The organism is Gordonia amarae NBRC 15530 (genome assembly GCF_000241345.1).
Lineage (GTDB): Bacteria > Actinomycetota > Actinomycetes > Mycobacteriales > Mycobacteriaceae > Gordonia > Gordonia amarae.
In genome coordinates, this window is sequence record NZ_BAED01000069.1 from 40,136 (window position 1) to 60,648 (window position 20,513).

At 69.4% G+C, this 20,513-nt stretch carries 19 protein-coding genes and 1 pseudogene; 17 read left to right on the forward strand and 3 right to left on the reverse strand.

The window, feature by feature from the left end:
- Positions 1 to 14: 14 nt before the first annotated feature.
- The 6 genes from GOAMR_RS20305 to cofG all read left to right on the forward strand — a co-directional run bounded on the left by GOAMR_RS20305 (position 15) and on the right by cofG (position 7,641).
- Positions 15 to 2,105 (forward strand): ABC transporter family substrate-binding protein, encoded by a 2,091-nt coding sequence (locus GOAMR_RS20305; RefSeq protein ID WP_050942824.1) that lies wholly within the window; start codon positions 15 to 17, stop codon positions 2,103 to 2,105.
- A gap of 16 nt (positions 2,106 to 2,121) precedes the next feature.
- On the forward strand, positions 2,122 to 3,036 hold the full coding sequence (mshB, locus tag GOAMR_RS20310) for an N-acetyl-1-D-myo-inositol-2-amino-2-deoxy-alpha-D-glucopyranoside deacetylase (RefSeq protein ID WP_005192411.1): 915 nt from the start codon (positions 2,122 to 2,124) through the stop codon (positions 3,034 to 3,036).
- A 4-nt stretch (positions 3,037 to 3,040) separates the two neighbouring features.
- Entirely contained in the window at positions 3,041 to 3,601 is a 561-nt protein-coding gene (locus tag GOAMR_RS20315) for a hypothetical protein (protein ID WP_005192412.1), read from the forward strand.
- Positions 3,602 to 3,683: 82 nt separating this feature from the next.
- Positions 3,684 to 4,805, forward strand: coding sequence for a hypothetical protein (locus GOAMR_RS20320; protein WP_005192413.1), 1,122 nt, complete (start codon positions 3,684 to 3,686; stop codon positions 4,803 to 4,805).
- Between the two features lie 29 nt (positions 4,806 to 4,834).
- Positions 4,835 to 6,352 carry a flavin-containing monooxygenase gene (locus GOAMR_RS20325; RefSeq protein WP_050942830.1) on the forward strand — a complete coding sequence of 506 codons (1,518 nt, stop codon included), beginning with the start codon at positions 4,835 to 4,837 and terminating at the stop codon, positions 6,350 to 6,352.
- Positions 6,349 to 7,641, forward strand: a complete 1,293-nt coding sequence (gene cofG / locus GOAMR_RS20330; RefSeq protein ID WP_005192415.1) for a 7,8-didemethyl-8-hydroxy-5-deazariboflavin synthase CofG — start codon at positions 6,349 to 6,351, stop codon at positions 7,639 to 7,641. The genes GOAMR_RS20325 and cofG overlap by 4 nt, the downstream gene beginning before the upstream one ends.
- Here the strand turns inward: cofG and GOAMR_RS20335 are convergent.
- Positions 7,622 to 8,227, reverse strand: a complete 606-nt coding sequence (locus GOAMR_RS20335; protein WP_005192416.1) for a cupin domain-containing protein — start codon at positions 8,225 to 8,227, stop codon at positions 7,622 to 7,624. The two genes, cofG and GOAMR_RS20335, sit on opposite strands and share 20 nt — an antisense overlap.
- Positions 8,228 to 8,597: 370 nt before the next feature.
- Between GOAMR_RS20335 and fdxA the strand changes: the two genes are divergently transcribed.
- Together fdxA and dapC are read left to right on the forward strand one after the other, a co-directional pair.
- Positions 8,598 to 8,921: a ferredoxin gene (fdxA, locus tag GOAMR_RS20340; protein WP_170319196.1), complete on the forward strand. Its 324-nt coding sequence runs from the start codon at positions 8,598 to 8,600 to the stop codon at positions 8,919 to 8,921.
- Between the two features lie 62 nt (positions 8,922 to 8,983).
- A complete protein-coding gene (gene dapC, locus GOAMR_RS20345) occupies positions 8,984 to 10,090 on the forward strand; it encodes a succinyldiaminopimelate transaminase (protein ID WP_005192418.1) in 1,107 nt (368 codons plus the stop codon).
- A gap of 51 nt (positions 10,091 to 10,141) precedes the next feature.
- On the opposite strand, the gene dapD is transcribed toward dapC, so the two are convergent.
- Positions 10,142 to 11,092: a 2,3,4,5-tetrahydropyridine-2,6-dicarboxylate N-succinyltransferase gene (gene dapD / locus GOAMR_RS20350; protein ID WP_005192420.1), complete on the reverse strand. Its 951-nt coding sequence runs from the start codon at positions 11,090 to 11,092 to the stop codon at positions 10,142 to 10,144.
- A 123-nt stretch (positions 11,093 to 11,215) separates the two neighbouring features.
- Between dapD and dapE the strand changes: the two genes are divergently transcribed.
- The 9 genes and pseudogenes from dapE (at position 11,216) to GOAMR_RS20390 (ending at position 19,303) form a co-directional block, all read left to right on the forward strand.
- The gene (gene dapE / locus GOAMR_RS20355; protein ID WP_040515968.1) at positions 11,216 to 12,334 is read left to right on the forward strand and encodes a succinyl-diaminopimelate desuccinylase; all 1,119 of its coding nucleotides are present in this window, start codon (positions 11,216 to 11,218) and stop codon (positions 12,332 to 12,334) included.
- A 121-nt stretch (positions 12,335 to 12,455) separates the two neighbouring features.
- The gene (locus GOAMR_RS20360; RefSeq protein ID WP_083837042.1) at positions 12,456 to 13,199 is read left to right on the forward strand and encodes an LOG family protein; all 744 of its coding nucleotides are present in this window, start codon (positions 12,456 to 12,458) and stop codon (positions 13,197 to 13,199) included.
- On the forward strand, positions 13,196 to 13,741 hold the full coding sequence (locus tag GOAMR_RS20365; RefSeq protein ID WP_005192425.1) for an LOG family protein: 546 nt from the start codon (positions 13,196 to 13,198) through the stop codon (positions 13,739 to 13,741). Before GOAMR_RS20360 ends, GOAMR_RS20365 begins: the two co-directional genes overlap by 4 nt.
- Positions 13,742 to 13,868: 127 nt before the next feature.
- Positions 13,869 to 15,644: a long-chain-acyl-CoA synthetase gene (locus GOAMR_RS20370; protein ID WP_005192427.1), complete on the forward strand. Its 1,776-nt coding sequence runs from the start codon at positions 13,869 to 13,871 to the stop codon at positions 15,642 to 15,644.
- 61 nt (positions 15,645 to 15,705) lie between these two features.
- Entirely contained in the window at positions 15,706 to 16,572 is an 867-nt protein-coding gene (gene folP, locus GOAMR_RS20375; RefSeq protein ID WP_005192429.1) for a dihydropteroate synthase, read from the forward strand.
- Positions 16,569 to 17,617, forward strand: a pseudogene (locus tag GOAMR_RS20380) (glucosyl-3-phosphoglycerate synthase). Before folP ends, GOAMR_RS20380 begins: the two are co-directional and overlap by 4 nt.
- 82 nt (positions 17,618 to 17,699) lie before the next feature.
- Positions 17,700 to 18,092 (forward strand): DivIVA domain-containing protein, encoded by a 393-nt coding sequence (locus tag GOAMR_RS20385; protein WP_005192433.1) that lies wholly within the window; start codon positions 17,700 to 17,702, stop codon positions 18,090 to 18,092.
- A 111-nt stretch (positions 18,093 to 18,203) separates the two neighbouring features.
- On the forward strand, positions 18,204 to 18,371 hold the full coding sequence (locus GOAMR_RS24370) for a DUF3117 domain-containing protein (RefSeq protein ID WP_005192435.1): 168 nt from the start codon (positions 18,204 to 18,206) through the stop codon (positions 18,369 to 18,371).
- 32 nt (positions 18,372 to 18,403) lie between these two features.
- Positions 18,404 to 19,303, forward strand: a complete 900-nt coding sequence (locus tag GOAMR_RS20390; protein ID WP_005192438.1) for a putative RNA methyltransferase — start codon at positions 18,404 to 18,406, stop codon at positions 19,301 to 19,303.
- Here the strand turns inward: GOAMR_RS20390 and glgA are convergent.
- Complete coding sequence (glgA, locus tag GOAMR_RS20395; RefSeq protein WP_211599648.1) at positions 19,289 to 20,455, reverse strand: glycogen synthase; 1,167 nt, start codon at positions 20,453 to 20,455, stop codon at positions 19,289 to 19,291. The two genes, GOAMR_RS20390 and glgA, sit on opposite strands and share 15 nt — an antisense overlap.
- Positions 20,456 to 20,513 lie beyond the last annotated feature (58 nt).

The following is a 20,513-nucleotide window of genomic DNA, read 5'->3' on the forward strand; positions in this document are numbered from 1 at the left end:
CCACGTGCGAACCGATGACGCCGAAGGAGAAGCGACGGGTGCGTGAACGACGCAAAGCGGTGCTACCTGCTCTCGCGGCCGTGCTGCTGCTGGCGGCCGGATGCAGTGCCGACCCGCCGCCGCCCGTCCGTGAGACGGCGCCGCCGGCCACCCCGGTGCCCTATCCCGACGACAAGACCATCTATATCGCCACCGGCTCGATCGGGGCCGGGTTCAACCCGCACCTGGCCGCCGACCAGGGGGTGGTGACCACGGCGATCGCGGCGATGACGCTGCCGAGCCCGTTCGCTCCCGTCCAGTCGCCCACCGGCGTCCGGTGGGAACTGCAGAAGGATTTCGTCACCTCGGCCGAGGTCACCAAGACCGAGCCGTTCACCGTCACCTACCGGATTCACAAGAACGCGCAGTGGTCCGACGGTCTGCCGGTGACCGGTGACGATTTCAGCTACCTGTGGCAGCAGATGGCGCGCAGGCCCAACGCGGTCGCCCCCGCCGGCTACCGGCTCATCGACTCTGTGGCCACCAGCTCGGGCGGCAAGACGGTGGAGGTGCGTTTCGCCGCCGCCTACCCCGCGTGGCGTGAACTGTTCACCGACCTGCTGCCCAGCCACGTCCTGCGCGGCACCCCGTCCGGTTTCGAGACCGGCATGGACAGCGGGATGCCGGTGTCGGCCGGACCGTTCCTCATCCGCTCGATCGACCAGACCCGCGACGAGGTGCGGCTGATCCGCAACGACCGGTACTGGGCCACACCGTCGGTCCTGGACCAGATCGTGCTGCGCCGGGCCGGGACAGTGCCGCAGATGGTCGGGTCGGTGCGTGCCCACGACTCGGCGATCGTGAACTTCTCCAGCGGACCGGCTACGCAGGCGGAGCTGTCGGCGGTGCCCGGCACCCGCACCTCGCGCAACCCGGTGCCGCGCGCGCTCACCGTCACCGCCAACACGCGGACCCCGGCGATGCGGGAGACCCCGGTGCGGTCGGCGGTCCTCGGTGCCATCGACCGGCAGCTCGTCACCTTCGCGGCGGCCGGCGACGAGGTGGTCACCCGATTCGCCAACACCGTCTACGCGCCTACCGACGCCGGGTACAAACCGGTCGACAGGCCGCGGCTGGACAACGCCCGCATAGAGTCGTTGCTGGTGGGCGCCGGATACCGGCGTGGTCCGGTGGTCACCGAGGAATCGGAGGAGGAGTCCGGGGCGGAGACAAGCGAGTCGTCGGAGGTTCCGGAGTCGCAGAGTCCCGGTTCGAGCGGGCGGACCCCGGCGACCACACACCCGGCCACGACACGCCCGGCACAGCCGACTACCGGAACACCGGCGCCTTCGTCGGGAGACCCGGCCTCCCCGTCGGGAGCGTCGCCTTCGGGGACCGCCGGCAGCACCGAACGCGACGACTCGGACATGGCATCGGTGCCGGTCGGGGTGGCGCCCTTCCAGAAGGACGGTCGAGATCTGACGATCCGCGTCGGTGCGATCTCCGGTGATCCGCGTGCGACATCGGCGGCCGCGAACATCGTCGATCAGCTGCGTGCGATGGGTATCCGTGCCGGGACGCGCCTGCTGTCGGGCAATGAGCTGTACGGGCCCGCGCTCACCAAGTCGGAGGTCGACCTGGTGGTCGGCTGGATGGCCGTCGGGGTGCCGCCGGCCGCTGCGTTCGCCTCCCAGGTCGATTGCGGCCCACCCAAGTCCGGGTCGGCGGAAACCTCCTCATCGTCGGCGTCCGCGTCTGCGAGCAACTCGGCCGCACCCGCGAGTTCGGGGGCACCGACGCCGGGACCGTCCACATCTGCCCCGTCCTCATCTGTGCCGTCCTCATCTGGGGCACCCGGGGGCAACGCGGACTCGGACTACATCAGCAATACCTCAGGACTGTGCGATGACGAGCTGATCCGGCTGGCACGGGAGGTGCTGTCGGCGGAGGACCCGGCGCCGATCCTGGAGACGGCCGAGCCGCTGCTGGCCGCACAGTCGGTGTACTTGCCGATCTACCAGGAGATGTCGCTGGTCGGGGTGACCGATCACGTGACCGGCGTGCCGTTGACCGGACCGATCCAGGTGGGAATCTTCGGCGACGCGGATCTGTGGGACCAGAAGTGACAGAGAGAGTTGTGCGGTGAGCGGTGCGGAAGGTGCGAGTGTGGCGGATTCGGTGACGGCGGGACGCAGGCTGCTGCTGGTGCACGCCCATCCCGACGACGAGACGATCATGACCGGCGGCACCATCGCCAAATACCTCGCCGAGGGAGCGCAGGTGCTGGTGGTGACGTTCACGCTCGGCGAGGAAGGCGAGGTGATCGGGGACGAGTGGGCGCAGCTGGTCGCCGACGGCGGCGCCGACCAGCTCGGCGGGTTCCGCATCTTCGAACTCACCACCGCGCTCGCGGCGCTGAGTCCGCCCGGTGAGCCCGGCCGGGTGCTGCGGCCCCGTTTCCTCGGCGGTGCCGGGCATTTCCGTGATTCGGGGATGGCCGGGTCGCCGTCGGCGGAACACCCGCGGGCGCTGGCGCAGGCGCCGTTCGGTGAGCCGGTGGCCTTGCTGGCGGACATCCTCACCGAGTTCGCGCCGCAGGTCGTCGTCACCTATGACCGCGACGGCACCTACGGCCATCCCGACCACGTGATGGTGCATCAGGTGACGGCGGCGGCCCTCCCGATCGCCCGGGAACGCCTCGGCACCGACGTCAAGGTGTACGAGTCGGTGACCGAGCACAGCGCGCTGGAATCGGGTCTGGCGGCCGCCTCCGGCCGGGTGCCCGAGGGCTGGCGCCCGCCGCACGACGGTGAGCTGCCCCGCTACCCGGACGAGGTCATCACCGCGGCGGTTGACGTCAGCTCGGTGTACGAGCGGAAGGTGGCCGCGCTGGCCGCGCACGCCACCCAGGTGACCGTCGCGCCGTCGGGCACCGAGTACGCGCTGTCGAACAACATCCTCACCCCGATCGGCGCTGTCGAGCATTTTGTGCAGGTCGACGGTCCGCGGCCGGATGTGCCGGGCCGCGAGACGGACCTGTTCGCCGGGCTGGACTGAGCGCGTGGCTGCCAAGAAGAAGAAGCGGCGCAGCGCCGCGAAGAATCGTCCCCGCGCCGCTGCGGTGCGGACACCGGAACCGAACCCACCCGCAGACGGCCCGGTCACCGGACACACGGATACCTTCTTCGGCCGGCTGAACGTGCGGCCGGCGCGGATCGCGACCGTCGTCGCCGAGGCGTGGACGATGCCCAGCGTCGTGTTCGACCGGGTGATGGTGGGGTTGCTGACGTGCGCGGCGGTCGCCGTCGGCGTGCTGTCGGCGGGATTCGCCCCGCAACGATTCTTCGGCGAGCAGATCCCTGTTGTGGCCGTCCTCGTCGGCCTCACCAATCTGGTCCTGCTGTGGCTGGCCTCCGGCTTTTCCCGCGGCCCGGGCCGGGTGGCACCGCTCATCGCGTGGCTGCTGACGCTGATGGTGGCGGCGATGGCCGGACCCGGCCGCGACGAGGTGCTCCCGCTCGACGGAACGGACATTCTGCCGACGTTCCTGCTGGTGGTCGTGGGTGCCGGGGTGCCTTTGGTGGCGCTGTGGTCGGGGCGCCTGAACACCAGGCAGGGCTGATGTCTCCGCGGGTCCCCGCCGGTCGGCCGGGGTGGCCCGTCCGGGTTCGGGGGCGGGTACTCCGGATCGCTAGAGTGTGATCATGGTCCTACGTGAGTGGGCTCGGGATACGGTGGCCGAGACGGCGGATGTTCGTGCGGCGCTGCGCCGTGTGGCGGCCGACCCGTCTTCGCCCACCGACGACGAGTGGGTGGCGTTGCTCGGCGCCGACGGCCCCGAACTCGACGAGTTGTGCGCGATCGCCGACGCGGCGCGCCGGGCCGCCACAGACCCCGCTGCGCTGACGTTCGTGGTCAACCGCAACTTCGACACCTCGGTGATCGCGAGCGGTGCCGACAGTGTGCCGGAGCTGTCCGCGCTCGTCGACGAGGCGTGGCAGCTCGGCGCCACCGAGATCTGCATGCAGGGACCCATCCCCGCCGACGCCCCTGACGACGGCTACCTGCGGCTGGTCGAGCAGATTCACGACGTCGCCCCGGAGATGCACCTGCACGCGTTCCGGCCGCCGGAGGTTCGGGACGCGGCGACGCGGATGGGCATACCGATTCCGGAGTTCCTCGGCATCGCCCGGGACGCGGGTCTCGGGTCGGTGCCCGGCACCGCAGCCCAGATCCTCGACGACGAGTTGCGAGCCCACCTGTCGGGCGGGACGGCCCCACCGGTGGCCGAGTGGATCGAGTCCATCGAGGCCGCGCACGATGTGGGCCTGTTCTCCACGTCGACGCTGCTGTACGGGCATATCGAGACACCCCGGCAGGTGGTCGCGCATCTGCGGCTGCTGGGTGAGATCCAGGACCGCACCAACGGTTTCAGCGAGCTGATCGTGATGCCCATGCTGGCGTCGGCGGCCCCGCCGCACCTCGGGGCGGCCGGGATGGCCTCGCGGCGTGAGACGCGCGCCGTGCACGCGGTGGCGCGGCTGCTCACGTTCGGCCGGTTCGCGCATGTGCAGGTGGCCTGGACCAAGCTCGGCCCGGACACCGTCATCGACGTCCTGCAGGGCGGTGCCGACGACATCGGTGGGCTGCTGATCGACGGTGCCCTGATGCCGGCGGCCGGTCAGGAGGCGGGCCGGGTGATGACGGCCCGGCAGGTCGCCGATATCGCGGCCCGGGTCGGCCGTACGCCCGTGCAGCGCACCACCGGCTACGGAGCCCCGTCGGCGGCGTTGTTGACACCGATACCCCAGGTGCACGGGAAGTGAAGCCCGGCAACGCTTCCACTGTGGCGGACATCGATGGGGCGGCCATCGATGGGGCGGACGTCGATGTGGCGATCGTGGGTGCCGGATTCGCGGGTATCGGTATGGCCACGCAGTTGCGGCGCCGCGGCCGGGACTCGTTCGTCGTGCTGGAACGGGCCGACGGGGTCGGTGGCACGTGGCGCGACAATGTGTACCCGGGAATCGCGTGTGATATTCCCGCGCATCTGTATTCGTTCTCGTTCCGCCCGCCGGCCGATTGGGCGACCCGCTTCCCCCGGGGCCCGGAAATCCGGGACTACCTGCAGCGCACCGTCGATGAGGAGGGGCTGACGCCGTTCATCAGGCTCGGTTGCGAGCTGGTCGACGCGCGGTGGGATGCCCAGGCGGCGCGGTGGTCGTTGGCGACGAACCGCGGTCCGGTGCGGGCGCGGATGCTGGTGCTGGCGGTGGGGCGCCTGTCCGAACCGCATATCCCCGAGATCGACGGTCTGGACGGCTTTTCGGGCACGGTGGTGCACACCGCGCAGTGGCATCCAGGTGTGGTGTCGGGCGGGGAGCGGATCGGTGTCGTGGGCACCGGCGCGTCGGCGGTGCAGATCATTCCGCATCTGGCCGAACTGGCCGAGGAACTGGTCGTGTTCGCGCGGACCCCGGCTTATGTGGTGCCACGCGAAGACCGGGAGTTCAGCGCGGAGGAGCGGGCGCGGTTGCTTGATGCCGGGAACGCCCGGGCTTTGCGGGAGCAGTTGCTCCTCGACGCCGATCGCGCGTTCGCGCAGCGGTTGCGGCTGGTACCCGACATCGATGAGATCCGGGATCTGGCCCTCGGCCATCTGGCCGCGCAGGTGTCCAATCCGCTGCTGCGACAGGCACTGACACCCGACTACGAGATCGGCTGCAAGCGGATCCTGCTCAGCGACGACTATTTTCCGGCGCTCGAACGGCCGAACGTGGTGTACGAGCCGAGCGCGTTGACGTCGGTCGTCGAGAACAAGGCGTGCGCGGCGAGCGGGGCCACCCACGATCTCGATGTTCTGGTGCTGGCCACGGGATTCGAGGCGACACGTCCGCCGGTGGCGGTGCGGGTGCGGGGCCGCGACGGTCAGGTTCTCGACGACCACTGGTCCGCGGGCATGGTGTCGTACGCCTCGACGACGGTGGCGGGTTTCCCCAATATGTTCGTCCTGGACGGCCCGAATGCCGCCCTCGGCCACAATTCGGCGATCTACATGATCGAGACGCAACTCGACTATGTCCTGGGTGCCCTGGACTATGTTGCTGAGCAGTCGATTTCGTCGATCGAGGTGACCGCGGAGGCGGAGGCCGCCTATACCGCGGAGATCGATGAGCGCAGCGCGCCGACGGTGTGGCTGACCGGCTGTAACAGCTGGTATGTCGATTCGCGCAGCAACCGGCTCACGCTCCTGTGGCCGGGCACGGCGGTGTCGTTCCGGGAACGCAACGGCACGTTCGACCCGGCGCCGTATGCGGTGCGCCATGGGGAGTCCGGTGAGCCGATGGCGACCCCCGGCGGTGGTGCCCGGTGACCGCGCGGTCGGCGGTGACGACCGCGTTGACCGCGGCGAGGCACGCCGCGGCGACGGGTGCGCTGCCGGACCTCGATGATGTGGTGACGCTGTTGTCGTGTCGCGGTGACGATCTCGTCGAGTTGCAGTCCGTGGCCGCCGGGCTGCGCGACGAGGGCCTGGTGAGTGCGGGGCGCGCGGGGCGGATCACCTACTCGCGCAAGGTGTTCATCCCGCTGACCCGGCTGTGCCGGGACCGCTGCCACTACTGCACGTTCGTGACCGTTCCCGGCAAACTGCGCCGCGAGGGCCACGGCATGTACCTGGAACTCGACCAGGTGGTGGCGCTGGCGCAGCAGGGGGCGGCGCTCGGCTGCAAGGAGGCCCTGTTCACGCTCGGCGACCGGCCGGAGGACCGCTGGCCCGAGGCCGGGGAATGGCTTGCCGCGCGGGGATATTCGTCGACACTCGACTACGTGCGGGCGGCGTCGGTGGCGGTGCTCGAACGCACCGGCCTGCTGCCGCATCTGAATCCGGGCGTCATGTCGCTCGACGAGCTGACCTGGTTGCGGCCGGTGGCGCCGTCGATGGGCATGATGTTGGAGACCACCGCGCGGCGGCTGTTCACCGACAAGGGACAACCGCATCACGGCAGCCCCGACAAGGATCCGCTGGTGCGGCTGCGGGTGCTGCGCGACGCCGGCGAGGCGAGGGTGCCGTTCACCACCGGCATCCTCGTCGGGATCGGTGAGAACCTCACGGAACGAGCGGAATCGCTGCTGGCGATGGCAGAGATCCACCGCACCTACGGGCACATCCAGGAGGTGATCGTGCAGAACTTCCGCGCCAAACCGGACACGGCGATGCGTGGCGTCCCGGATGCGGAGATGTCGGAGTTCCTGGCGGCGGTCGCCGTGGCGCGCGTGGTGATGGGGCCCGATGTGGCCATTCAGGCACCGCCCAACCTGGTCTCGCACGAGGAGTGCGCGGCGCTGATCGCGTCGGGCATCGCCGACTGGGGCGGGGTGTCACCGCTGACGCCCGACCACGTCAACCCGGAACGGCCGTGGCCCAATCTCGACACGCTGGCCGAGCTGACCGCGCGGTGCGGGTTCACCCTGACCGAGCGGATCACCGCCGAACCGCCGTATGTGCTCGATCGTGGCACCTGGATCGACGACGGTCTCGCCGGTCACGTCGAGGCGCTCGCCGATCCGGTGACCGGTCTGGCCGTCGACACCCGGCCGGTGGCCCGGAACCTGCCGGTGCACGGACGTTCCTGTACGAGCTCTACTCGGGTAACTCCTTGAGTTCGGTACGGGTGCGCCGCAGCGTGCCGTGTTCGGTGACCTCGTAGTACGACTGCGCCGTCAGCGGCGGCGAGTACGCCTGCACGGTGAGGGTCGGAGCGGGGCCGGGTCCGGTGCCGGCGGGCTGTGGATCGCGCATCAGGTCGTGGACCCAGCCGATCGGGAAGGCCGCCTGGTCTCCCGCACCCAGCACGCGGACCCGCAGGTCATCGCCCGTCCAGTGGTATTCGCGCAGCGACCCGGACATCACGGTGAGCGCGCCGAGAGATCCGGCGTGGTCGTGCAGTTCGGACCGGCCGTCGTCGACCCAGCTGACGAGCCACAGTTCGAGATCGTCGCGCCGCTCGAGGCGGGTCGCCGAGCGGGTGGTCCGATCCCACCGCGACGGCAACAGCGCGTCGTAGCGGCCGTCGAGGATGTCGGCGGCGCCCTGGTCGGCGATGCGCAGCAGATCGGCCGGGCGCAACCGGGTGGGCAGATGCCGGGTCGCCGGTCGCGAGCCGCGCGGAAGCGTTCCGGCTGCCGCCGGACGCTGGTCACGGACAACGGCGGGCAGACCCGCCCGAATCGTTCCGGATGCCGTCATGGCCTCCACTGTGTCGGGCGGAAGCGGCCCCTGCCACCGTTTGCGGCGCCCTGATCGCAAGCACCGAAAGTCGCCGGCGCTGTGATCCGCATTACTTATCGGCCCGAAATCATCGATCAGATCCGGGAAATCGCTGGTCAGCTCGCCGGTACTCGGCGCTTAGGGCACGGTCAGTTTTTCTTACACCCGGTCGAGGGCGGATACTGTGGTGCGCGATCTTTTCGAGCGGCACAGGTGTGCCCGCACGAGGACCCGCAGGTGGTGCGATCAGCCCTTGGACCACCTCCCGCCGCGGTCGAACCGGTGCTGTCCACACAGCGGACATCCGGCTCCGCCACGCGGCGGACACGAATGTGCAGCGAAGGAGATAGTGGTGACCTACATCATCGCGGAGCCTTGCGTCGATGTCATGGACAAGGCCTGCGTCGAAGAGTGCCCGGTGGACTGCATCTACGAAGGCGGGCGGAGCCTGTACATCCAGCCCGACGAATGTGTCGACTGTGGTGCCTGCGAACCGGTGTGTCCGGTCGAGGCGATCTTCTACGAAGATGATGTGCCCGACGAGTGGGAACCGTACGTCAGCGCCAACGCCGACTTCTTCGACGACCTCGGGTCGCCGGGCGGCGCCAGCAAGGTGGGCAAGACCGACTACGATCCTCCTTTCATCGCCGCGCTCGCGCCGATCGAGGAGTGAGAGCGGCGTCGCAGGGCGCGCCGGTGGCCCGTGCCGCCGTGGGCTGAGGGAATGGGGAACCAGTGGGTAACGCTTCACGCCGCAAGGTCAGCTCGACGCTGCCCGACTTTCCGTGGGACACCATCGCCGGGGCGAAGGCGACGGCCGCCGCGCACCCCGACGGTATCGTCGACCTGTCGGTGGGCACACCGGTCGACCCCGTCGACCCGCTGATCCGCCGCGCCCTCGACGCAGGAGCGGAGTTCCCGGGATATCCCACGACGATCGGCACCACGGAGCTGCGGGAGGCGGCCGCGGCGGCGCTCACCAGGCGCTACGGGGCGTCGGAGCTCGGAACCGACCAGATCCTGCCGGTGATCGGGACCAAGGAGGCCATCGCCGGCCTGACGTCGATCCTCGGCTTCGGCGCGGGTGACACCGTGGTGATCCCAGAGGTCGCCTACCCCACGTACGAGGTGAGCGCGCTGCTGGCCGGCGCCACCCCCGTCCGTGCAGATTCGACGGTGCAGCTGGGTCCGGCCAGGCCGGCGCTGCTGTTCATCAACTCCCCGTCCAACCCCACCGGCAAGGTGCTGGGTATCGACCACCTGCGCAAGGTGGTCGAGTGGGCGCGCGCACGCGATGTGATCGTCGCGTCCGACGAGTGCTACCTGGGCCTGACCTGGGAGGGCGAGGCGTACTCGATCCTCGATCCGCGGGTCTGCGACGGTGACCACACGGATCTGCTCGCCATCCACTCGCTGTCGAAGGTATCGAATCTGGCGTCCTACCGGGCCGGGTTCTTCGCCGGTGATCGCGACCTCATCGCCGAATTGCTCGCCGTCCGCAAGCACTCCGGGCTGATGCTGCCGTTCCCGATCCAGGCCGCGATGACCGCAGCCCTGAACGACGACACGCACGTCGACGCCCAGCGTGAGCGCTATCGGGCCCGCCGCGATGTGCTCAAGGCGGCTGTCGAGGGGGCTGGATTCACTGTCGACCACTCCGAGGCCGGTCTGTACCTGTGGGCCAGCCGGGGCGAGGACTCCCGGACCACCCAGAACTGGCTGGCCGAGCGCGGCATTCTCGCCGCCCCCGGCGACTTCTACGGCCCGGCCGGCACCAGGCACGTCCGCATCGCCCTCACCGCCACCGACGAACGCATCGCGGCGGCGGCAGCACGCCTGTAGGCCCCGTCGCCGGTTGAGGTGCGAGGTCGCGCACCTCAACCAGCCGGCGGGTCAGTCGTTCTTGTGCAGGATGTGGTTGAGCGCGATGCCGTCGCCCTTCCACGGCAGCACCTCGACGGCACCGGTGACGCTGTTGCGTCGGAACAGCAGGTTGGAGGCGCCGGCGAAGTCCCGGGCGCTGGCCCGGGTGCCGTCCGGACCGGTCACCTTGGTGCCCGCGGTCACGTACAGTCCGGCCTCGATGACGCAGTCGTCGCCAAGGGGGATACCGCAGCCCGAGTTGGCGCCGAGCAGGCAACGCTCACCGAGGGCGATGATCTCCTTGCCGCCACCGGAAAGGGTGCCCATCGTCGACGCACCGCCGCCCACGTCAGAGCCGTCGCCGACGACGACGCCCGCGGAGATGCGGCCCTCGACCATCGAGGTACCCAGGGTTCCGGCGTTGAAGTTGACGAAACCCTCGTGCATGACGGTGGTGCCCGATGCCAGGTGTGCGCCGAGGCGGACCCGGTCGGCGTCGCCGATGCGGACACCGGTGGGAATCACGTAGTCGACCATGCGGGGGAACTTGTCGATGTGGGTGACGGTGACCGGTCCGCGGGCGCGCAGCCGCAGGCGGGTCTTCTCGAAGCCCTCCACCGCGCACGGGCCGTGGTTGGTCCACACGACGTTGGTGAGCAGTCCGAACTGGCCGTCGAGGTTGATGCCGTGCGGGGCCACCAGCCGGTGCGAGAGCAGGTGCAGCCGCAGGTACACGTCATGGGCGTCGACGGGGGCGGCGGAGAGGTCGGCGATGGACGTGCGCACCGCGACGATCTTGACGCCGCGCGCCTCGTCGGTGCCGACCAGCGGCTCGAGGTCTGCGGGGATGTCGGCGAGGTCGAGGACCTCGGTGCCGGTGGTGGCGACCTCGTCATCGAGTGCCGGTTCGGGGAACCAGGTGTCGAGGACGGCGCCGTCGTCGGTCAGGGTGGCGATACCAGTTGCGATTGCTCCAGTCACGAGGTGCAGTTTACGGCCTGGTCGTCGACGCAAACCCCACCGATACGCCCCGCCACGACAATAATCGCGATGCCGGCCCGCAGCGGTGGGGTTTGCGACGCCGGGGACGACTACCGTGGACGCGTGAGCATCCCGCAGCTGGATCTGAGCAGCGACCCCGTCGAACTGACCGCGGCCCTCGTCGACATCGAGAGCGTGTCCAAGGACGAGACACTGATCGCCGACGCCGTCGAGGCGGCGCTGCGGGAGCAGACGAGCGGTTTCGAGGTGATCCGGCACGGCAATTGCGTCCTGGCCCGCACCGACCGTGGCCTGCCCACCCGGGTGCTGCTCGCCGGCCATCTCGACACCGTGCCGATCGCAGGCAATGTGCCGCACCGGCGCAGCAGCGGACACGACGATCACTACGGTATCGACGACGATTTCCTGCACGGCTGCGGAACCACGGACATGAAGTCGGGCGACGCGGTGTTCCTGCATCTGGCCGCGACCCTGGAGAACCCGGCGCACGATCTGACGCTGGTGTTCTACGACTGCGAGGAGATCGCCGCCGAGTTCAACGGCCTCGGGCATATCGAGCGTGACCTGCCGGACTGGCTGGCCGCCGACGTCGCGATCCTGGGCGAGCCGACGTCGGGCCTGATCGAGGCGGGCTGCCAGGGCACGCTGCGGGTGCGCCTGTCCGCCACCGGAACCCGCGCGCATTCGGCCCGATCGTGGATGGGCGAGAACGCCATTCACAAACTCGGCGGGGTGCTCACCACGCTGGCCGCCTACGAGCCGCGCCGCGTCGACATCGACGGCTGCGAATACCGCGAGGGCCTGTCGGCGGTGGCGATCGGCGGCGGGATCGCCGGCAACGTGATCCCCGACGCCGCGCACGTCGACGTCAACTTCCGCTTCGCCCCGGACCGCAGTATCGACGCCGCCCTCGCGCATGTGCGGGAAGTCTTTGCCGAACAACTGGATTCGGGCCTGATCACGCTCGAACTCACCGACTCGGCGGCCGGCGCGCTGCCGGGTCTGGCGCATCCGGCCGCCGCGGCCCTCGTCGAGGCGGCGGCGGGCCGGTTCCGGGCCAAGTTCGGCTGGACCGACGTGTCCCGATTCTCCGCGCTCGGCATTCCCGCGGTCAACCTCGGCCCGGGTGATCCGAGCCTGGCGCACCGCGCCGACGAGCGGGTGCCGGTGAGCCAGATCCGCGAGGTCGCCGACCTGCTGCGCGGCTACCTGTCGGCCTGATCCGGCCGGCCCGTATTCCATCAGCCCTCGATGATCGTGGGGGCGCTGCTAGCGTTGCGGCGTGAGCCAACCAGACCTGCCGCCCACCCCGGACACGTCCACCAACTACGCGGGACCGATCATGTTCCGCCGCGATCCGTCGGAGGAGACCACCGACCGGCATCTGCTGGCGTGGGTCGACCCGCGCGACCCCGGTCTGCGGGTCGATCGCACGGTGCGTGACTCGTGGCGGGTGCTGCGCATCCAGTCCGAGTTCGTCGCCGGTTTCGACGCGATGAGCGATGTGGCCGAGGCCGTCACGGTGTTCGGTTCGGCGCGCATCAAACCCGGCACCGAGGCCTATCGGCTTGCGGTGCGTCTCGGTCAGGCGCTCGGTGAGGCCGGGTACGCGGTCATCACCGGCGGCGGTCCGGGGGCGATGGAGGCCGCCAACCGTGGCGCCTACGACACCGGCGCGCAATCGATCGGCCTCAACATCGAGCTGCCGTTCGAACAGCACATCAACCCGTGGGTCGATGTGGGCATGAACTTCCGGTACTTCTTCGTCCGCAAGACGATGTTCGTCAAGTACGCGCAGGCCTTCGTCTGCCTGCCCGGCGGTTTCGGCACCCTCGACGAACTCTTCGAGGCACTCACCCTGGTGCAGACCAAGAAGGTCGGACGGTTCCCGATCGTGCTCGTCGGACGCGACTACTGGGGCGGGCTGATCGACTGGTTGCGCGAGCGGCTGCTCGGCGAGGGCATGATCTCCGACGGTGACATCGATCTGCTGCACCTCGTCGACACGGCCGAGGAGGCCGTCGAGATCGTGAAGTCGGCGTGCCCGACGTGCGGCAAGGACGACGACGGGCGGCTGACCCGATGAGTGCCCCGATCTCGATCTGCGTGTACTGCGCGTCGGGGCCGGTGGACCAGCGCTATCTCGACCTGGCCGCAGAGGTGGGCACGGCAATCGCCGCCGGGGGACACACCCTGATCTCCGGCGGCGGCAATGTGTCGATGATGGGCGCTCTCGCCCGTGCGGCGCGCGCCGGAGGTACTCACACGGTCGGCATCATCCCCACCGCGCTGATGGAGCGGGAGGTGGCCGACACCGGCGCCGACGAGCTGATCGTCACCGACACGATGCGGCAGCGCAAGCAGCTCATGGACGAGCGGGCCGACGCCTTCATCACCCTGCCGGGCGGAGTCGGCACACTCGAGGAACTGTTCGAGACATGGACCGGCGGCTTTCTCGGCATGCACGACAAGCCGGTGGTCCTGCTCGATCCGGAGGGTTTCTACGCGCCCCTGCTGGACTGGCTGACCGCCCGGATGCGGGACGGTTTCGTCTCGCAGCGCGCGATGGACCGGCTGCTGGTGACCGATTCGGTGGTGGGTGCGCTGGAGCTTGCTACCGGCCGGTAGGGTGAGCTGCACCACCGGAGCCGAGGCGCCGGATGCGACCTGGGACTCCCGTGCGGGGGTTCGTGGCGCACGTCCTAGGATGGCCGGTGTACAAGTGTGCACCTGGATTAGGGGAGATCGGAAATACATGGGCAAGGACGATCGTAAGACGGTCACGGTCGCCGATTTGGCGCGCGGACTGGTGAAGATGGCCCCCGACGTGCCGGGCATCGTCAAACACGCTCCGGGGCTCATCCTGCGCTCGCCGAAGATGAAGAAGACCATCGGTCACATCTTCCAGAACCTGGCGAAGGCCCATCCCGATCGCCCGTTCGTGCGGTTCGAGGGCGCCACCACCACCTACGGCGAGGCCAACAGCCTGGTCAACCGCTACGCGGCTGTGCTCACCGAGAACGGTGTCGGCCGCGGTGACGTGGTCGCGATCCTGTCGAAGAACTGCCCCACGGACCTGTACGTCATCCTGGCCACCGTCAAGCTCGGCGCCACCGCCGGAATGATGAACTACAACCAGCTCGGCGAGGTCGCCGAGCACAGCCTGTCGCTGCTCAAGGCGAAGGTGCTCGTGTACGACCCCGAGTGCGCCGACGTCTACCACTCGGTGTCGCCGGCATCGCTGCCGCCGCGGGCCTTCGACTTCACCGCGCTCGACGTGGCCGCCGACGGCAAACCCGACACCGATCCTGCGATCACCAAGGAACTGCCGGCCGCCACCGACGCCTTCTTCATCTTCACCTCCGGCACCACCGGCCTGCCCAAGGCCAGCGTCATGAGCCACAACCGCTGGCTGGCCAACTTCTCGGGCATCGGTGGACTCGGCGTGCGGCTGCACCACAACGACACCATGTACGTCGCGCTGCCGCTCTATCACAACAACGCGCTGTCGGTGTCGCTCGGTTCGGTCCTGGCCGGCGGTGCGTGCATCGCCATCGGCCGCAAGTTCTCGGCGTCCCGGTTCTGGGACGACGTCATCCTCAACCGGGCCACCGCCTTCTGCTACATCGGCGAACTCTGCCGCTACCTGGCCGCGCAGCCGCCCAAGGACACCGACCGCAAGCACTCGGTGCGCCTGATCGTCGGCAACGGTATGCGCCCGGACATCTGGGACGAGTTCGCCGAGCGCTTCGGCATCGACCGGATCGTCGAGTTCTACGGTGCCAGCGAGCTCAACATCGCCTTCATCAACGCCTTCAGCGTCGACAAGACCGCGGGCTTCTGCCCGCTGCCGTACGTGATCGTCGACTACAACGACGACGGCAGCCCCAAGCGCGACGCGAAGGGACGCCTGACCAAGGTGGGCAAGGGTGGCACCGGCCTGCTGCTGGCGCAGATCAGCGACCGCGTCCCGCTCGACGGCTACACCGATGCCAAGGAGACCGAGAAAAAGGTCATCCGCGACGCCTTCAAGGACGGCGACGCCTACTTCAACTCCGGCGACCTCGTGCACGATCAGGGCTTCTCGCATGTCTCGTTCGTCGACCGGCTCGGCGACACCTTCCGGTGGAAGGGCGAGAACGTGGCCACCACCGAGGTCGAGGGTGCTGTCGACCTGGTCGAGGAGGTCGAGCAGGCCGTCGCCTACGGTGTGGCGATCCCCGGCACCGACGGCAAGGCCGGCATGGTCGCGGTCAAGCTGCGCGACGGGCAGAGCCTGGATCCGGTGAAGCTGGCCGCACACCTCTACGAGGCGCTGCCGTCGTACGCGATCCCGCTGTTCGTGCGGATCGTCGACGAACTGGAGTCCACCTCCACGTTCAAGACGCGCAAGGTGGAGTTGCGCAACGAGGCGTACGGGGAGACCGGTACCGATCCGGTGTTCGTGCTTTCCGGCCGGGCCACGGGATATGTCCCGTTCTACGACGGGTACGCCGCCGACGTCGCGGCCGCCAAGGTTCCCCGCGGCTGACGGCCCCGGCCGCGGGACGTGGCCAAGGGAATGCTCACCTCGTGCCGTTAGTGTGGAGCGCATGACCCTGCCCACACTCTGTGGCCGTCCGGTGGCCACCGACCGCGCGCTCGTCATGGCCATCGTGAACCGCACCCCGGACTCGTTCTACGACCGGGGTGCGAGTTTTGCCGATGCACCCGCGCAGGAGCGGGTGCACCGGGTGGTCGCCGAGGGCGCCGACGTCATCGACATCGGCGGCGTCAAGGCGGGGCCGGGCGAGGAGGTCGACGCCGCCACCGAGGCACAGCGGGTGGTCGGCATGATCGGCTGGATCCGCGAGCAGTACCCCGACGTCCTCATCAGCGTCGACACCTGGCGGGCCGAGGTGGCCGCCAAGGCCTGCGCCGAGGGCGCCGACCTGATCAACGACACGTGGGCGGGCGCCGATCCGGAGCTGGTGTCGGTGGCCGCGACGATGGGTGCGGGCATCGTGTGTTCGCACACCGGCGGCGCGCGGGTGCGGACCCGGCCGCACCGAGTCGCCTACGACGACGTGGTGGCCGATGTGCTCGCCGAGGTGACCACGGCCGCCGATCGCGCCCTCGCCGCGGGCGTGGCCCGTGACTCGATCGTTATCGACCCGACGCACGATTTCGGCAAGAACACTTTCCACGGATTGGCGTTGTTACGGGGGGTGAAAGATCTTGTTAATACGGGCTGGCCAGTGTTAATGGCGCTGAGCAACAAGGATTTCGTGGGGGAGACTCTTGGTGTGGACCTGCAAGACCGGCTGGAGGGAACCCTCGCAGCGACAGCACTGGCCGCCGCCGACGGCGCCAGGATGTTTCGCGTACACGAGGTTGCCGCCACCCGGCGCGTGGTCGACATGGTCGCTGCCATAGCGGGAACGAGAGCTCCCGCCCGAACAGTCAGGGGACTCGCATGACCAAGCCAGCAAAGCGTCCGGGTGGTACCGCGCGACGCAAGCCGACCGCCATCAGCAGCCGCGACAAGACCTCGATGTGGCCGGCGCCGGCCGACACCGGCAGCCCAAACGGGACTGGACCGTCACACACACCTGGGAACAGCCCGACTGGACGATCGACGAGCTCGTCGCCGCCAAGGACGGCCGCACCATCTCGGTGGTGCTGCCCGCACTGAACGAGGAGGAGACGGTCGCCGACGTGATCGCCTCGATCATGCCGCTGTATCCGGATCTGGTCGACGAGGTGATCGTGCTCGACTCCGGGTCCACGGACGCCACCGCGGAGCGGGCGACGGCGGCCGGGGCTCGCGTGATCAGCCGGGAGGAGGCGGTTCCCGAACTCGAACCTGTCAAGGGCAAGGGTGAGGTGCTGTGGCGCTCGATCGCCGTCACCAGCGGCGACCTGATCGCCTTCGTCGACTCCGACCTGATTGACCCCGACCCGATGTTCGTGCCCAAGATGCTCGGGCCGCTGCTCATGAATCGCGATATCCACCTGGTGAAGGGCTACTACCGGCGTCCGCTGAAGACCGGCGGCTCCTCCGATCCCAACGGCGGTGGCCGGGTCACCGAACTGGTCGCGCGTCCGCTGCTGGCGTCACAGAAGCCGGACCTGACGGCCGTGCTGCAGCCGCTGGGTGGCGAGTACGCGGGCACCAGGGAACTGCTGTCGTCGGTGCCGTTCGCGCCCGGCTACGGCGTGGAGATCGGTCTGCTGATCGACACCTACGACAAGTACGGCCTGGGCGGTATCGGGCAGGTCAACCTGGGGGTGCGCACGCACCGCAACCGGCCTTTGATCGAGCTCGGGGTGATGAGCCGGCAGATCGTCGGAACCTTCATGCGGCGATGCGGTTTCACCGACTCCAACGTCGGACTCACACAGTTCACCGCCGAACCCGACGGCTCGTTCAGTCCGCACACCACCGAGGTGTACCTGGAGGACCGTCCGCCGATGAACACCATCCGCCCGGAAGCCTCGGGCGACGAGGAGATCGCCTCGTAGGGCGGCCTCACCACCCCGACGGGGCAGCGGGTGCGTCCGGAGCGGAAACCGGCTGCCGGGCACACCGTGCCACTATGGACCCGTGCAGACAATCCTGATCTATCTGCTGGTGATGGCGCTCGTCGTGGTGGTGGTCTTCGCCGTGGTCTGGTTCGTGTTCGGCCGCGGCGAGGATCTGCCGCCACTGGAACCCGGCACGACGCTCACGCGGCTGCCGCGCGCGGGCGTGACCGGCGACGACGTGCGGTCGCTGACCTTTGCGCAGGCGGTGCGCGGTTATCGCCAGGACGAGGTGGACTGGGCGCTGGAGAAGGTGGCCCGTGAACTCGACGAGTTGCGGTCGGTGGTCGTCCGGTTGCAGGCACGTGAGCACACACCGGACGGTGGTGATCCCGGGCACCTCGACGCGGGCGTTCCGGCCGACCCGGGGAGGACACCCGACGGTGCCGGATCACCGGACCGTACTGATGGGTAACATGGATCCCTGTGCTGGTTGTGCTGCGCCGAACGGGCACGTCATCGGCGGGTGTGTCCGGCGCGGCACGTATTATGTGAGCCAGGCAGTTGCTCTGAAGGGAGTTCGGGAATGGCGGCGATGAAGCCACGTACTGGGGATGGGCCTCTCGAGGCGGCCAAGGAAGGGCGTGGAATCGTTGTCAGGATTCCCATCGAGGGTGGCGGACGCCTCGTCGTCGAGCTGACGCCGGACGAGGCCAGCGCGCTCGGCGAGGAACTGCGCGGGGTCACCGGCTGACACCCGCCGCCGTCCGGCCCGCGCTCGTCGCGGTGGCCGACGTGTTGCGCTGTCCTGTCTGCGCCGCCGGTTCCGGCGGTGCGGTGGCCGACCGGCCCGGGGGCGTTTCCTTCGGGCAGCTCAGCGCCGATCCGGACCGCCGATCGCTGGTATGCGATGCGGCGCACTCTTTCGATGTGGCCCGGCAGGGGTACGTCTCGCTCCTCGACGGTCGCGCCCGCAAGCTGCGTTCGGACACCTCCGAGATGGTCGCGGCGCGGGGCCGCGTGCATGCGGCGCACGCGTTCGCACCCGTCGTCGACGCGGTGGCGCGGACGGTGTGGGAGTCGGCCGCCGACCGGGACGAAGGCCCCGTGGTCGCCGACGTCGGATCGGGCACAGGTCACTATCTCGCCGGGGTTCTCGACGCGATGCCGGGGGCCCGCGGCATCGGCCTCGATCTGTCCAAGTTCTGTGCCAGGGCCACGGCGCGATCGCATCCCCGTACCGCGGCGGTGGTCGCGGACGCGTGGTCGGGGCTGCCGATCCGGTCGGCGGCCGTGACCGCGGTGCTCTCGGTGTTCTCGCCGCGCAACGTACCGGAGTTCGCCCGGATCCTGCGGGCCGGCGGGGTGGTGGTGACGGTGACCCCCGAGCCGGGGCATCTCGCCGAACTCGCCGCGCCGATGGGAATGCTGCGCATCGCCGAGGACAAGGACGCCCGGCTCGATGCGGACATGGCCACGCATTTCGGTGCGCCTGCGGCGGGGTCGGTGCGTTACACGATCGATGCGCCGGAGTCGCTGGTGACGGACCTCGTGGCGATGGGGCCCACGGCCTTTCACCGCGGTGAGGCCGATATCGCCGCGGCGGCGCGGGCAATGGCCGGTGACCGGCCGACGGTGCCGGTCACCATCGCGGTGCGGGTGACGGCGTTCCTACCGCAGGGTTGACCGGTAGACCTCGAGGGTCTGTTCGGCGATGGTGGCCCAGGAGAACTCCGCGGCGGCGCGATCGCGTCCGGCTTTGCCCATCGCCGCGCCTGTGGCCGGGTCAGCTACCACGGCGTTGACGGCGTCGGCGAGGCCCCGTTCGAAAGCGGCGGTGTCGGCCGGGTCGTACGGCACGAGGAGGCCGGTGACGGTGTCGCGGACCACCTCGGGGATGCCGCCGACGGCCGAGGCCACCACCGCGGTCTGACACGCCATCGCCTCAAGATTGACGATGCCGAGCGGTTCGTACACCGAGGGGCACACAAAAACACTTGCAGCCGTGAGGATTTCCCTGATCCGGGGGAGCGGCAGCATGTCCCGGACCCAGTGCACGCCCGCGCGTGCCGATGACAGCGCGGCCACCGATGACTCGATCTCGGCACCGATCTCCGGGGTGTCGGGCGCCCCGGCGCAGAGCACCAGCTGGATCGACGGATCGAAGTGGTGGGCCGCGGCCACCAGGTGCGCCACCCCCTTCTGCCGGGTGATGCGGCCGACGAACGCGACGATCGGGCGATCCGGGTCGATACCCAGCGCGGTGAGCGTCGAGTCGGGGCCGTACGGGTCGTCGACCGGGTACCACGACTCGGTGTCGATGCCGTTGCGCACCACGTGAACACGGTCGGGGTCCAGCCGCGGGTAGGTGCTGCACACGTCGGCCGCCATCCCTGAACTGACCGCGATGACGGCGTCCGCGTATTCGACGGCGTTGCGTTCGGCCCAGCTGGAGACCCGGTATCCGCCGCCGAGTTGCTCGGCCTTCCACGGCCGCATCGGTTCGAGGGAGTGGGCGGTGAGGATGTGCGGCACACCGTGCAGCTGCGCCGCGAGGTGCCCGGCGAGCCCGGTGTACCAGGTGTGCGAGTGCACCACGTCGGCGCCGGCGGCGCCCACGGCCATCCGCAGATCCGCGGACAGGGTGGTGATGGCGGCATTGGCTCCGGCCAGCCCCGGGTCCGGCTGGTAGACCGTGGCCGTGGGACGTTCGGCGCCCATGCAGTGAACGTCGACCGTGGCCAGTGCGCCGAGGTGTCTGACGAGTTCGGTGACGTGCACGCCGGCACCGCCATAGACCTCGGGAGGATATTCACGCGTCATCATCGCAACCCGCATGCGCATGACGCTAGTGCTCCGGTCCCCGCGCCGCCACACAATGCGGCAAATAGCCGGG